Origin of the sequence: Polaribacter batillariae, assembly GCF_017498485.1 — a bacterium.
Classification (GTDB): domain Bacteria; phylum Bacteroidota; class Bacteroidia; order Flavobacteriales; family Flavobacteriaceae; genus Polaribacter; species Polaribacter batillariae.
Window position 1 is genome coordinate 3,178,931 of record NZ_CP071795.1, and the last position, 12,933, is coordinate 3,191,863.

Genomic DNA, 12,933 nt, shown 5'->3' on the forward strand with positions numbered 1-12,933 from the left:
GTATCTTGCAATAGATTTAAAAAGAAACAATGGACAGTATTCGGCATTATTTTGAAAGAAATGGTTTTGGGGTTTTCTCTAGATTGGCAGATAGGCTAGGAATGAGAGCTGTAAACGTACGATTGTTTTTTATTTATGTTACGTTTTTTACAGTTGGGCTATCTTTTGGTTTGTATTTAACGATGGCTTTTTTGTTAAAGTTAAAAGATAAAATTTACACGAAAAGAAGCTCTGTATTCGATTTATAATTATGCCTATTTTACAATCTAAAATTAATAAAATTGTAGTACTTGTTGTTTCCATTTTAGCAATAGGAACCATTGGTTACATGGGGCTATCTAATTATAATTTAGTAGATGCATTGTACATGACTGTAATTACGGTAACTACAGTTGGTTTTGGAGAACTACGACCCTTTTCTCACGAAGAAAAAATTTTTACAATATTTTTAATTTTAACGAGTATAACAGTTTTTGGATATGCAGTTTCTGCATTTTCGGAATATTTGGTAAGTGGTAAATTATTCGAACATTTTAAACATAAAAAGGTGGAAAAAGAAATAGCACGATTAAAAGGACACACAATTGTTTGTGGTTTTGGTAGAAATGGAAAACAAGCCATCTTAAAATTGGGGAATTACAATAAAAAATTTGTAGTTGTCGAAAAAAATAAAGAAATGATTGAAGCCATAGATATCGAAGGAATGTTAAATATCGAAGGTGATGCAACTTTAGATGAAACTTTAATAAGAGCAGGCATCGAACAAGCCTCTTTTTTAATAACGGCTTTACCTTCGGATGCAGACAATTTATTTGTAGTATTAACAGCCAGTCAGTTAAACCCAAATTGTAAAGTAATTAGTAGAGCCTCTAACGAATCTTCTTATAACAAATTAAAAATTGCAGGAGCAGACAATGTAATTATGCCAGATAAATTGGGTGGAGACCATATGGCTTCTTTAGTAACTACGCCAGATGTTATCGAATTTGTAGATAGACTAACAATAGAAGGAGAAACAACAGCCAATTTAGAAGAAATTGCTGTAAACGACTTGCCAAAAAAATACTTAAATAAAACAATTTTAGATTTAGATTTAAGACGCCAAACAGGTTGTACAGTTATTGGTTTTAGAAACCCAGATAGAGATTATATAATTAACCCAGAAGCAAACATTAAATTAGTGCCAAATTCGCATTTAATTGTTTTAGGAAGACCAGAGCAAATTATAAAACTAAGAGAATTATTTTAATCTAAGAAAGCTAATAATTAGAATTTAAAAATGAAGAAAATTGTTATTACAGGAAGTAATGGGTTGTTAGGGCAGTCTTTATTAAATTTATTACTGCAAGAAAAAGAAAAATACGAAGTAATAGGTTTTTCTAGAGGAAAAAATAGAAGTGGAAGAGACGATTTTAAATATATTTCTATAGATATTACAGAAGAATTAATTCTGAAAGAAAAGCTACAAGAAATAAAACCAGCAGTAATTATAAACACTGCTGCAATGACGCAAGTAGATGATTGTGAGAACAATAAAGAAGCTTGCGATTTGTTAAATGTAACTGTTGTAAAATGGCTTACAGAAATTTCTAAAGTAATAAACGCACATCTAATTCATATTTCAACAGACTTTATTTTTGATGGAAAAAAAGGAAACTACACAGAAACAGATACGCCAAATCCATTAAGTTATTATGGATTATCTAAGTTAAAATCAGAAGAAATTTTAACAAAATCAAATATAAATTACACCATTTTAAGAACCATTTTGGTCTATGGAAAAGTATTTGATATGAGTAGAAATAACATTGTTCTTTGGGTAAAGAAAATGTTAGCACAAAAACAAGAAATTACCATTGTAAACGACCAATTTAGAACCCCAACATATGTAGAAGATTTGGCAATGGCTTGTAAAATTTCTTTAGATAAAAAAGCTACAGGCATTTATCATATTGCTTCCAACGAATTATTAAGCGTTTATGAAATTGCCCAACAAATAGCAGATGCTTTTGCATTAGATAAAAGTTTTATCAAACCAACATCAACATCAACATTAAATCAAACCGCAGCAAGACCTGCCAAAACAGGTTTCGATTTGTCAAAAACAAATAAAGAGCTCGATTTTTACCCAAAATCTTTTAAAGAAGACTTAGAGAGGTTTAAAGAAAAATTAATGTAAAAATCACATTTAACTTATAAAAGTTGTTAAAAGGGCAATTTTTTATGATATTGCGTGCTATTAATTAAAAATACACTAATCATATTTTAATATTATGAAGAAAAAACTTCTTTCGCTGTTATTCTTAGCAGCCCCGTTTTTAGCGTTTGCACAAGAAAAAGGTTTAGATGAACAAATCGATGAAGCATTCGGAAATGCCACAGGTTGGTTTGTTGATATAATTTTTTATCAGATTCCATTTTCAGAAAACGTTAGTATCTATTGGGTGCTGTTTCCGTTAATTTTAGGAGCTTTATATTTTACATTTTATTTCAATTTTATCAACTTTAGAGGTTTTTTTACATCTGTGAATATTGTTAGAGGAAAATATGATGGTTTAGAGGGTAAAGGAGAAAATAAAGCAATTGAAGTTGCTAAAAATGTTTCAACAACAGGTGAAGGAGATAATCCAGATACGATCAGAGTAGAAGGTCATGATGGAGAGGTTTCTCACTTTCAGGCGCTTACTGCAGCATTGTCTGCAACAGTTGGTCTAGGAAATATTGCAGGGGTTGCAATCGCGGTTTCTATTGGTGGTGCAGGTGCTACTTTTTGGATGATTGTTGCTGGCTTTTTAGGAATGGCTTCTAAATTTGTTGAGTGTACATTGGGTGTTAAATATAGAGATATAGAAGCAGACGGAACTGTTTATGGAGGTCCAATGTATTATTTAACAAAAGGGTTAAAAAATAAAACTTTAGGTAAAATTTTGGCTGGAGCATTTGCTATTTTTGTAATTGGAGGATCTTTTGGTGGTGGAAACATGTTTCAAGTAAATCAAGCATTTCAATTAGTAGAAAACATTACTGGAGGAGAGCAATCTTTCTTAAACGGATATGGTTGGGCTTTTGGTATAGTAATGGCAATATTAGTTGGTATTGTAATTATTGGAGGTATTAAGAAGATAGCAAAAGTAACAGACAAGATTGTACCTTTTATGGTGGCAATTTATGTTCTAGCATCTTTATATGTAATTTTCTTTAATTATGATATGATTGGAGATGCATTTTTGCAAATTTTCCATGGAGCATTTAGTCCAGAAGGAATCGCAGGTGGTGCAGTAGGTGTTTTGGTACAAGGATTTAGAAGAGCTGCTTTTTCAAACGAAGCAGGTATTGGTTCTGCATCTATTGCACATTCAGCAGTAAAAACAAAATATGCAGCTAGTGAAGGTATGGTTGCTTTATTAGAACCTTTTATAGACACAGTTGTAGTTTGTACAATGACAGCTTTGGTATTAATTATTACAGGAAATGTAACAGCAGAAAATGCGTCTCTAAATGATGCTCAAGCAATTTTATTAACATCAGGAGCATTCGAATCTGCGATTTCTTGGTTTCCTTATGTTTTAACAGTTGCGGTTGTTTTATTTGCATTTAGTTCTATGATTTCTTGGTCTTACTACGGCTTTCAAGGTTGGGCATATTTATTCGGAAGATCTAAAAAAATGGAATATACATATAAAGTAATCTTTTGTGTATTTGTAGTAATTGGTGCAGCAGCGAGTTTAGGTTCTGTAATTGGTTTCTCAGATGCGATGGTTTTTGCGATGATGGTACCCAATATGATTGGTTTAATTTTCTTAGCACCAAAAGTAAAAGCAGAGTTAAAAAGATATATGGGGGCAATAAAAGCTTCCAAAGCATAATATGTAAAATGTTACAACATGAGTATATTCAAATCCCATTTCTGGTATAATAAAAGCCAAAGAAATGGGATTTTTCTTTTAGTACTATTAATTATTGTATTTCAAAGTATTATTGTTTTTGTTGACTTTTCTTCAGATGTAATGGTTAGTACAGAAACTCCAAAAGTTCTTGCTTTTCAACATAAAATAGACAGTCTTCGAAAAGTTGAAATTGAAAACAGAAAACCCAAAATAACCCCTTTCAATCCAAACTATATTACAGATTTTAAGGGCGAGCAATTAGGAATGTCTTTAGAAGAAATAGATAGGTTACTAGCTTTTAGAAAAACGAGTAAATTTATCAATTCAAAAAAAGAATTTCAACAAATCACAAAAGTTTCAGACAGTTTACTTGATAAAATTTCTCCGCATTTTAAGTTTCCAGACTGGGTAGTTCAAAAAAATCAAAATAAATACAGCAATCAAAATGTCATTTCGAGCGGAGTCGAGGAATCTCGAAAACCAAAATATAAACTTACTACAAACGATATTAACAAAGCAACCGCACAAGATTTTCAAACAATAAACGGAATTGGACCAGCATTTTCAAAAAGAATTATTAAGTACCGCTCTAAATTACAAGGGTTTTCATTTCAAAACCAACTCTACGAAGTTTGGGGCTTAGAAAAACAAGTCGCCGATAGCGTATTAGAAACATTTAAAATATTCGACAAACCAAAAATTAAAACTCAAAATATAAACACAATTACTTTCAAGCAGTTACTTAAAAATCCATATATCGATTACGAATTGTGCAAAAAAATATTTAATTATAGAGACGAAGTTGCAGAGATTCAAAATATATCAGAATTAAAAAATATCAAAGGCTTTCCTTTAGATAAATATGATAGAATAGTCTTATATTTGGTTGCTGAATAAACAACTCAAATTAGTACCGCATGAATAATATGTATTTTACTGAAGAACACGAATTTTTTCGTACAAGTTTTAGAGATTTTTTGCAAAAAGAAGTCGTTCCTCATATCGAAAAATGGGAAAAAACAGGAACCATAGATCGTTTTATTTGGAAAAAATTTGGCGAAATGGGCTATTTTGGTTTATCTACTCCAGAAGAATATGGAGGTATGGATGTGGATCTTTTTTATACCGTAATTTTTTTAGAAGAATTGCAAAAAATAAACTCAGGAGGTTTTGCTGCTGCAATGTGGGCGCACGAATATTTAGCGATGACACACCTAAACAAAGAAGCAAGCGAAGCAACCAAACAAAAATACCTAGTGCCAAGTGTAACAGGAGATAAAATTGGTTGTTTGTGTATCACAGAACCTTTTGGAGGTTCCGATGTTGCAGGAATGCGTTCTACAGCGATAAAAAAAGGAGATAAATATATTTTAAATGGCTCTAAAACATTTATCACAAACGGAATTTATTCCGATTATTTAATAGTTGCCGCAAAAACAGATCCTTCAGATAAATACAAAGGAATTAGTATTTTTGTAGTAGATAGAGATGCAAAAGGAGTTTCTGCAACTAAATTAGATAAATTAGGTTGGAGAGCTTCAGATACAGGAGAAATTGCGTTCGATAACGTAGAAATTCCAGCAGAAAATTTAATGGGAGAAGAAGGAAAAGGTTTTCCATACATTATGCAACACTTTGCCCTAGAGCGCTTAGTTATGGGAATAAATGCACACGCAAGAGCAGAATATGCTGTAGATTATGCAATTAACTACATGAAAGAAAGAGTTGCTTTTGGTAAGTCGTTAGATAAGTTTCAAGCATTAAGACATAAAATTGCTGAAATGGCAAGTAGAATCGACATGTGTAGAGAATACAATTACTCGATTGCCAAACGTTTAAACGATGGTAAATATGTTGTTAAAGAGGCAAGTATGTCTAAATTATTATCAACAAAAATGGCAGACGAAGTAGTTTACGAAGCACTTCAAATGTTAGGCGGTTATGGGTATATGGAAGATTACCCAATGGCTCGTTTACTGCGCGACAGTAGGTTAGGGCCCATTGGAGGAGGTACTTCAGAAATCTTAAAAGAAATCATCGCTAAAATGATAATTGATAACAAAGAATACAAACCAGCGACCTAAATAAGGTTAAAAAAATATAAATATCCTGTAAAAGCCCAAAATTTTACAGGATATTTTATTTTACGGTAATTGCAAATGATCAATGGCATTACGTCGAATTCATGTTGAAAAAAGTCAGGTTTTCTATCATTATAAAAAAAGAATAACACTTGTTTTGAGTGAAGTTTAAAAGTTTTATCTCTAACGTAAATTCAAGTATAGAAAAATAATTTAGTTTTTAGAATTGCCAATTCATAATTTGTAATTACCTTTGCAGTCCAAAAAATAAACCCAATAGTTTAAATACTATTTAAAAAATATAAAAGATACTTATGAAGGGAGGTGCCAACTTATGTTAATTATACCTATTAAAGAAGGAGAAAACATCGATAGAGCTTTAAAACGTTACAAACGAAAATTCGACCGTACAAAAACAATGAAGAACTTGCGTAATAGAAAGAACTTCACGAAACCTTCAGTAGCAAAAAGAGCTCAAAGAATAAAAGCTTCTTACGTTCAAAAATTAAGAACACAAGAAGAAGTAGGGTAGTGCAACTCAATTTTGATGAATCTAAAATATTTTCTCAAAATTGTAAGTTGAACCAATCTCGGTAAAAAGCAAGATTTCTTATTAAGATATCTGTTATCAATATAAAAAACTCGTAATATTAAAGTATGTTACGAGTTTTTTTGTGTCTAATTTTAGTAACTTTGACTTTAAATAAGTCTAGAATTCAAAACCTTGAACGTTTTAATAGCCTCTTTTTTGGAATACCTTGCGTTAGAAAAACAATACGCTAAGCATACAGTTACGGCATATAAAACAGATTTGTTATCTTTTAAAGACTTTTGCGAAACAGAATACGACATAGAAAATCTTTTAGAAGTACATTATCCAATTGTAAGAAGTTGGGTGGTTTATTTAGTTGACTTAAACATTTCAAACAGAAGTATTAATAGAAAAGCAACTTCACTAAAATCTTTTTATAAATTTCTTCAAAAAATAGGTCACATAGAAGCCAATCCACTAGCAAAATTTAAAGCCTTAAAAGTCGAGAAAAAAGTACAAGTTCCATTTTCAAAAAAAGAAATTAATAAAGTAATTGATGCAATCGATTTAGATAGCGATTTTATATCAATCAGAAATAAATTAATAGTAGAGTTTTTTTACTCTATGGGATTAAGAAGAATAGAGCTAGTTCGTATAAAAGAATCCGACATAAGCCTATCTAACAAAACCATTAAAATTTTAGGAAAAAGAAATAAAGAGCGTTTCGTACCAATATTAGATTCGGTTTTAGAAACTTTAAGAAAATATTTAGAACTAAAAAAACAATACCCTACTTTAGAAAACGTTTTATTTATAACTGAAAGAGGAAATAAAATTTATGAAACACTTGTTTACAGAATTATAAATACTTATTTTAGTCAAGTCTCTTCAAAGGTAAAAAAGAGTCCTCATATACTTAGGCATTCTTTTGCAACAGACCTTTTAAATGCAGGGGCAGATTTAAACTCAGTTAAGGAATTGCTAGGGCATTCATCCTTAGCTTCAACACAAGTCTATATACATAATAGTCTTGATGCAATAAAAAAAGTGTATAACCAAGCTCACCCTAGGAGCAAAAAAAAAGAATGATTTATGAAAGTATTCACACAATCCGTTAATTTTAATGCAGACAGCGAATTAATTAAATTTGTAGAGAAAAAGGTCGAGTCTCTAGTTAAGTTTCACGATAAAATAGTAGATGCAGAGGTTTTTTTAAAGGTACTGAACACAAGTGACAAAGAAAATAAAATCACAGAAGTAAAAATTAACATCCCAGGAAGCGAGCTAATTGTTAAAAGAGAAACAAAAACCTTCGAAGAAGGAGTAAATTCGGCAGTAGATAACTTAAAAAGACAGCTAAAAAGATCTAAAGAAAAACATAGAGATTCTTTAATTTCATAAAAAGATTAAAAAAAGTAAAAAAAATAATTATAAAAAGTTTTAGAATATAAAAAAACTTTATACATTTGCAATCCGTTAGAAATAGCGGGTTGTTTTTTTACAACAAAAGCCGATGTAGCTCAGCTGGCTAGAGCAGCTGATTTGTAATCAGCAGGTCGTGGGTTCGAGTCCCTCCATCGGCTCTAAGAAAACAAATAAAGTTCATTAAAATAGTAAATTTCGGGGAGATACTCAAGCGGCCAACGAGGACGGACTGTAACTCCGTTGACTATGTCTTCGCAGGTTCGAATCCTGCTCTCCCCACAATTTATATATTGCGAAAGTAGCTCAGTTGGTAGAGCGTCAGCCTTCCAAGCTGAATGTCGCCGGTTCGAACCCGGTCTTTCGCTCAAAGATTTTTGTTGTAAAGAAATTTAGATAGATTTTTTTAAACAGCAAAAAAAGTAGGAAAAGAAGTTTGTGCAGAGCCTAGTCGAAGTAAATCCGGTCTTTTGCTCAAAATTATCAACAAGCCGGTGTAGCTCAGTTGGTAGAGCGCATCCTTGGTAGGGATGAGGTCGTGGGTTCAAGTCCCATCATTGGCTCACTAATACGTATTATCAGACACTAAATATATTTAAACTAAGAATTAAAATTAATAATTATGGCAAAAGGAACTTTTGACCGTTCGAAACCACACTTAAACATTGGTACTATCGGACACGTAGATCACGGTAAAACAACTTTAACTGCGGCTATTACTAAAGTATTAGCTGATGCAGGTTTCTCTGAGGCTAAATCTTTTGATCAGATTGATAACGCTCCAGAAGAAAAAGAAAGAGGTATTACAATTAATACTTCACACGTAGAATACCAGACAGCTAATCGTCACTATGCACACGTTGACTGTCCAGGTCACGCGGATTATGTAAAAAACATGGTTACTGGTGCTGCGCAAATGGATGGAGCTATTTTAGTGGTTGCGGCTACAGATGGTCCTATGCCACAAACTAGAGAGCATATCTTATTAGGTCGTCAAGTAGGTATTCCACGTATCGTTGTTTTCTTAAACAAAGTTGATATGGTTGATGATGAAGAGCTTTTAGAATTAGTAGATATGGAAGTTAGAGAATTATTGTCTTTCTATGAATATGATGGAGATAATGGTCCTGTAGTTTCAGGTTCTGCTTTAGGAGCTTTAAATGGTGAGCAAAAATGGGTTGACACAGTTTTAGAATTGATGGAAGCTTGTGACTCATGGATTGAAGAGCCTTTAAGAGAGGTTGATAAAGATTTCTTAATGCCTGTTGAAGATGTATTTTCTATTACAGGTCGTGGTACAGTAGCAACTGGACGTATCGAAACTGGTATCGCAAACACAGGAGATACTGTAGATATTATTGGTATGGGGGCAGAAAAAATGTCTTCTACAATTACAGGTATCGAGATGTTCCGTCAAATCTTAGATAGAGGTGAGGCAGGAGATAACGCAGGTATCTTATTAAGAGGTATTGCAAAAGAAGATATCAAAAGAGGAATGGTTATCTGTAAACCAGGTTCTGTAACTCCACACGCTAAATTTAAAGCAGAGGTATATGTTCTTAAAAAAGAAGAAGGTGGACGTCACACTCCATTCCATAACAACTATCGTCCACAGTTCTATGTAAGAACTACAGATGTTACAGGTACTATTAACTTACCTTCAGGAGTTGAAATGGTTATGCCAGGAGATAACTTAACAATTACAGTTGATTTGATTCAGCCAATCGCATTAAACGTAGGTTTACGTTTTGCAATCCGTGAAGGTGGTAGAACAGTTGGTGCAGGTCAAGTAACCGAATTACTAGACTAATTTTCTATTAGTTTATTAATTGATAAATATAAAAGGTATTCCGTTTTTAACGGAATACCTTTATCAATGAAATAATAAACGGGCGTAGTTCAGCGGTAGAGCACTGGTCTCCAAAACCAGCTGTCGGGAGTTCGAATCTCTCCGCCCGTGCAAATAAAATACGAAAAATAAAAGTTTTACTAAACAAAGTCAAAGCAAACTTATTTCATTCGTAAAAAACAAACAGGTAAGATGAACTTTATACAATATATCAAAGATTCTTTTGAAGAATTAAATAACCACATGACGTGGATTTCTAAAGAAGAAGCTCAAAAAACAACTGTAACTGTAGCTGTGTTTACAATTTTGTTTGCATTAGCAGTTGCTGGTATAGATTATGTTTTTCAAACAGGATTAGACAATTATTTCAAATTATTTTAATAAAATAAATTATGGCTGATTCAGTGATGAAATGGTATGTTGTAAGAGCCATTGGAGGACAAGAAAATAAAGTAAAAGCTTATATAGAAACAGAAATTTCTAGAGTGGGTTTATCTGACTATGTAAGTCAAGTTATCGTACCAACAGAAAAAGTTGTTCAAATAAGAAATGGTAAAAAAGTAAACAGAGAAAGAGTTTATTTTCCAGGATATATTATGATTGAGGCAAACCTCTCAGGAGAAGTGCCTCACGTTATAAAAGCAATCACAGGAGTTATCGGTTTTTTAGGTGAAACTAAAGGAGGTGAGCCTGTTCCAATGCGTAAGTCGGAAGTAAATAGAATGTTAGGTAAAGTTGATGAACTTTCGGTTCAAGACGAAAACGTTGCAATTCCTTACAATGTTGGAGAAACCGTAAAAGTTGTAGATGGTCCTTTCAACGGATTTGATGGAACTATTGAAAAAGTAAACGAAGAGAAGCGTAAACTAGAAGTAATGGTAAAAATTTTCGGAAGAAAAACACCATTAGAACTAAGTTATATGCAAGTAGAAAAAATATAATTGTTACACAGTATATATAATACCGGTTTGTTTTAATGCTTCCAAAATTAAAATAAATCATTAAACATTTTAAAATGGCAAAAGAAGTTAGTAAAGTAGTTAAATTACAAGTAAGGGGAGGCGCAGCGAATCCATCGCCGCCGGTTGGACCCGCTTTAGGTGCTGCTGGTGTTAACATTATGGAGTTTTGTAAACAGTTTAATGCAAGAACGCAAGACAAACAAGGTAAAGTGTTACCTGTTGTGATAACTGTTTTTAAAGATAAATCGTTCGATTTTATCGTAAAAACTCCTCCTGCGGCAGTCCAGTTACTAGAAGCGGCCAAAATTAAAAAAGGTTCAGGAGAACCAAACAGAAAGAAAGTAGCATCAATTACTTGGGATCAAATTAAAGTAATTGCAGAAGACAAAATGGTAGATTTAAATGCCTTTGAAATTTCTTCGGCAATGCGAATGATTGCAGGTACAGCACGTTCTATGGGATTAACAGTAAAAGGTAATGCACCAGCATAAACTTTATAAAAAGTAGTAAAATGGCAAAATTAACAAAAAAGCAAAAAGTAGCTTACGCAAAAGTAGATAGCTCTATATCTTACGATTTAGCAGCAGCTTCTGCGTTAGTCAAAGACATTACGAATGTAAAGTTTGATGCATCAGTAGATTTAGCAATACGTTTAGGAGTAGATCCTCGTAAAGCAAATCAAATGGTACGTGGTGTGGTAACATTACCTCACGGAACAGGTAAAGATGTAAAAGTTTTAGCATTGGTAACCCCAGACAAAGAAGCAGAAGCTAAAGAAGCTGGTGCAGATTATGTAGGGTTAGACGAATACCTTCAAAAAATTAAAGGAGGTTGGACAGATGTAGATGTTATTATTACAATGCCTAGTGTAATGGGTAAATTAGGTCCTTTAGGTAGAATTTTAGGTCCTAGAGGTTTAATGCCAAACCCAAAAACAGGTACAGTAACAATGGACGTTGCCAAAGCTGTTCAAGATGTAAAAGCGGGTAAAATCGATTTTAAAGTAGATAAAACTGGAATTGTACATGCAGCAATCGGAAAAGTATCTTTTGATGCTAAAAAGATTGCAGAGAATGCAAACGAGTTAATACAAACAATTATTAAATTGAAACCTACTACAGCAAAAGGAACCTACGTAAAAAGCGTTTTTATGTCTAGTACAATGAGTCCTAGTATTCCTGTTGAAGTAAAAACTGTTTAATACGTTAAAACTTATAATTATGACTAGAGAAGAAAAATCACAAGTAATACAAGATTTAACAGCAGTATTAGCAGACACTAACACGATTTATTTAGCAGATATTTCTGGATTAAACGCACAAGCTACCTCTAATTTACGTAGAGCTTGTTTTAAAGCAGGTGTTCAGTTATCCGTTGTTAAAAATACATTACTTGCAAAAGCAATGGAAGCATCAGATAAAGATTTTGGTGAACTTCCAGCAACATTAAAAGGGAATACTTCAATGATGGTTTCTGAAGCAGCAAATGCTCCAGCTAAATTAATTAAAGAATTTAGAAAAAAATCTAAGAAACCTTTATTAAAAGGAGCTTATGCAGAAGAATCTGTATATATTGGAGACGATCAATTAGATGCTTTAGTAGATATTAAGTCTAGAGAAGAATTAATTGGAGAAATCATTGGATTATTACAATCGCCAGCCAAAAATGTTATTTCGGCATTACAATCTGGTGGTCAAACACTTTCAGGTATTATTAAAACATTATCTGAAAAATAATTAAGCGCACAAATAAAACTAAAATAAACAAATTTTAAAACAATTAAAATGGCAGAATTAAAAGATTTCGCAGAGCAATTAGTTAACTTAACAGTAAAAGAAGTTAATGAATTAGCTACTATTTTAAAAGAAGAGTATGGTATCGAGCCAGCTGCAGCAGCAGTTGCAGTAGCAGGTCCAGCAGCAGGTGGAGGAGATGACGCCGCAGACGAACAAACTGAATTCGATGTAATCTTAACAGCAGCAGGTGGTTCTAAACTAGCAGTAGTAAAGTTAGTTAAAGAATTAACTGGTTTAGGATTAAAAGAAGCAAAAGGTATCGTAGATAGCGCTCCAGCAGCAGTAAAAGAAGGAGTATCTAAAGACGAGGCAGAAGGTCTTAAAAAGTCTTTAGAAGAAGCAGGAGCAGAGGTAGAGCTTAAATAAGCTTTTATCCCGAAGTTTCGGGCAAACAAATTTAGGTT

Annotated in this window: 16 protein-coding genes and 5 tRNA genes; all 21 read left to right on the plus strand. The window is 32.6% G+C overall.

The features are described 5' to 3' along the window. Window positions 1-29: 29 nt before the first annotated feature. Window positions 30-248, plus strand: coding sequence for a PspC domain-containing protein (locus JL193_RS14085; protein WP_088354350.1), 219 nt, complete (start codon window positions 30-32; stop codon window positions 246-248). Between the two features lie 2 nt (window positions 249-250). Then, window positions 251-1,249 carry a potassium channel family protein gene (locus tag JL193_RS14090; protein WP_207971401.1) on the plus strand — a complete coding sequence of 333 codons (999 nt, stop codon included), beginning with the start codon at window positions 251-253 and terminating at the stop codon, window positions 1,247-1,249. Window positions 1,250-1,279: 30 nt separating this feature from the next. Continuing rightward, on the plus strand, window positions 1,280-2,179 hold the full coding sequence (locus tag JL193_RS14095; RefSeq protein ID WP_207971402.1) for an SDR family oxidoreductase: 900 nt from the start codon (window positions 1,280-1,282) through the stop codon (window positions 2,177-2,179). Between the two features lie 94 nt (window positions 2,180-2,273). After that, on the plus strand, window positions 2,274-3,866 hold the full coding sequence (locus JL193_RS14100) for an alanine/glycine:cation symporter family protein (RefSeq protein ID WP_207971403.1): 1,593 nt from the start codon (window positions 2,274-2,276) through the stop codon (window positions 3,864-3,866). A gap of 18 nt (window positions 3,867-3,884) precedes the next feature. Further along, window positions 3,885-4,784: a ComEA family DNA-binding protein gene (locus JL193_RS14105; RefSeq protein ID WP_207971404.1), complete on the plus strand. Its 900-nt coding sequence runs from the start codon at window positions 3,885-3,887 to the stop codon at window positions 4,782-4,784. Between the two features lie 20 nt (window positions 4,785-4,804). Next, window positions 4,805-5,971 (plus strand): acyl-CoA dehydrogenase family protein, encoded by a 1,167-nt coding sequence (locus JL193_RS14110; RefSeq protein ID WP_207971405.1) that lies wholly within the window; start codon window positions 4,805-4,807, stop codon window positions 5,969-5,971. Between the two features lie 331 nt (window positions 5,972-6,302). Next, complete coding sequence (gene rpsU, locus JL193_RS14115; RefSeq protein ID WP_088323159.1) at window positions 6,303-6,500, plus strand: 30S ribosomal protein S21; 198 nt, start codon at window positions 6,303-6,305, stop codon at window positions 6,498-6,500. 192 nt (window positions 6,501-6,692) lie between these two features. Continuing rightward, complete coding sequence (locus tag JL193_RS14120) at window positions 6,693-7,589, plus strand: tyrosine-type recombinase/integrase (RefSeq protein WP_207971406.1); 897 nt, start codon at window positions 6,693-6,695, stop codon at window positions 7,587-7,589. Between the two features lie 3 nt (window positions 7,590-7,592). Further along, the gene (gene hpf, locus JL193_RS14125; protein ID WP_207971407.1) at window positions 7,593-7,901 is read left to right on the plus strand and encodes a ribosome hibernation-promoting factor, HPF/YfiA family; all 309 of its coding nucleotides are present in this window, start codon (window positions 7,593-7,595) and stop codon (window positions 7,899-7,901) included. Window positions 7,902-8,009: 108 nt separating this feature from the next. Beyond that, window positions 8,010-8,083 (plus strand) — tRNA-Thr (locus JL193_RS14130). A 39-nt stretch (window positions 8,084-8,122) separates the two neighbouring features. Continuing rightward, window positions 8,123-8,204: transfer RNA gene (locus tag JL193_RS14135), tRNA-Tyr, on the plus strand. Window positions 8,205-8,217: 13 nt separating this feature from the next. After that, window positions 8,218-8,290 (plus strand) — tRNA-Gly (locus JL193_RS14140). A gap of 122 nt (window positions 8,291-8,412) precedes the next feature. After that, window positions 8,413-8,485, plus strand: a tRNA-Thr gene (locus tag JL193_RS14145). Between the two features lie 59 nt (window positions 8,486-8,544). Next, window positions 8,545-9,732 carry an elongation factor Tu gene (gene tuf / locus JL193_RS14150; RefSeq protein ID WP_207971408.1) on the plus strand — a complete coding sequence of 396 codons (1,188 nt, stop codon included), beginning with the start codon at window positions 8,545-8,547 and terminating at the stop codon, window positions 9,730-9,732. A gap of 78 nt (window positions 9,733-9,810) precedes the next feature. Then, a tRNA-Trp gene (locus JL193_RS14155) sits at window positions 9,811-9,882 on the plus strand. Window positions 9,883-9,963: 81 nt separating this feature from the next. Further along, on the plus strand, window positions 9,964-10,152 hold the full coding sequence (gene secE / locus JL193_RS14160; protein WP_207971409.1) for a preprotein translocase subunit SecE: 189 nt from the start codon (window positions 9,964-9,966) through the stop codon (window positions 10,150-10,152). A gap of 11 nt (window positions 10,153-10,163) precedes the next feature. Then, window positions 10,164-10,712 (plus strand): transcription termination/antitermination protein NusG, encoded by a 549-nt coding sequence (nusG, locus tag JL193_RS14165; protein ID WP_207971410.1) that lies wholly within the window; start codon window positions 10,164-10,166, stop codon window positions 10,710-10,712. A 74-nt stretch (window positions 10,713-10,786) separates the two neighbouring features. Continuing rightward, window positions 10,787-11,224: a 50S ribosomal protein L11 gene (gene rplK / locus JL193_RS14170; RefSeq protein WP_207971411.1), complete on the plus strand. Its 438-nt coding sequence runs from the start codon at window positions 10,787-10,789 to the stop codon at window positions 11,222-11,224. A gap of 20 nt (window positions 11,225-11,244) precedes the next feature. After that, window positions 11,245-11,934, plus strand: a complete 690-nt coding sequence (gene rplA / locus JL193_RS14175) for a 50S ribosomal protein L1 (RefSeq protein ID WP_207971412.1) — start codon at window positions 11,245-11,247, stop codon at window positions 11,932-11,934. Window positions 11,935-11,953: 19 nt separating this feature from the next. Continuing rightward, the gene (gene rplJ, locus JL193_RS14180; RefSeq protein ID WP_207971413.1) at window positions 11,954-12,469 is read left to right on the plus strand and encodes a 50S ribosomal protein L10; all 516 of its coding nucleotides are present in this window, start codon (window positions 11,954-11,956) and stop codon (window positions 12,467-12,469) included. A 48-nt stretch (window positions 12,470-12,517) separates the two neighbouring features. After that, complete coding sequence (gene rplL, locus JL193_RS14185) at window positions 12,518-12,895, plus strand: 50S ribosomal protein L7/L12 (protein WP_207971414.1); 378 nt, start codon at window positions 12,518-12,520, stop codon at window positions 12,893-12,895. Window positions 12,896-12,933 lie beyond the last annotated feature (38 nt).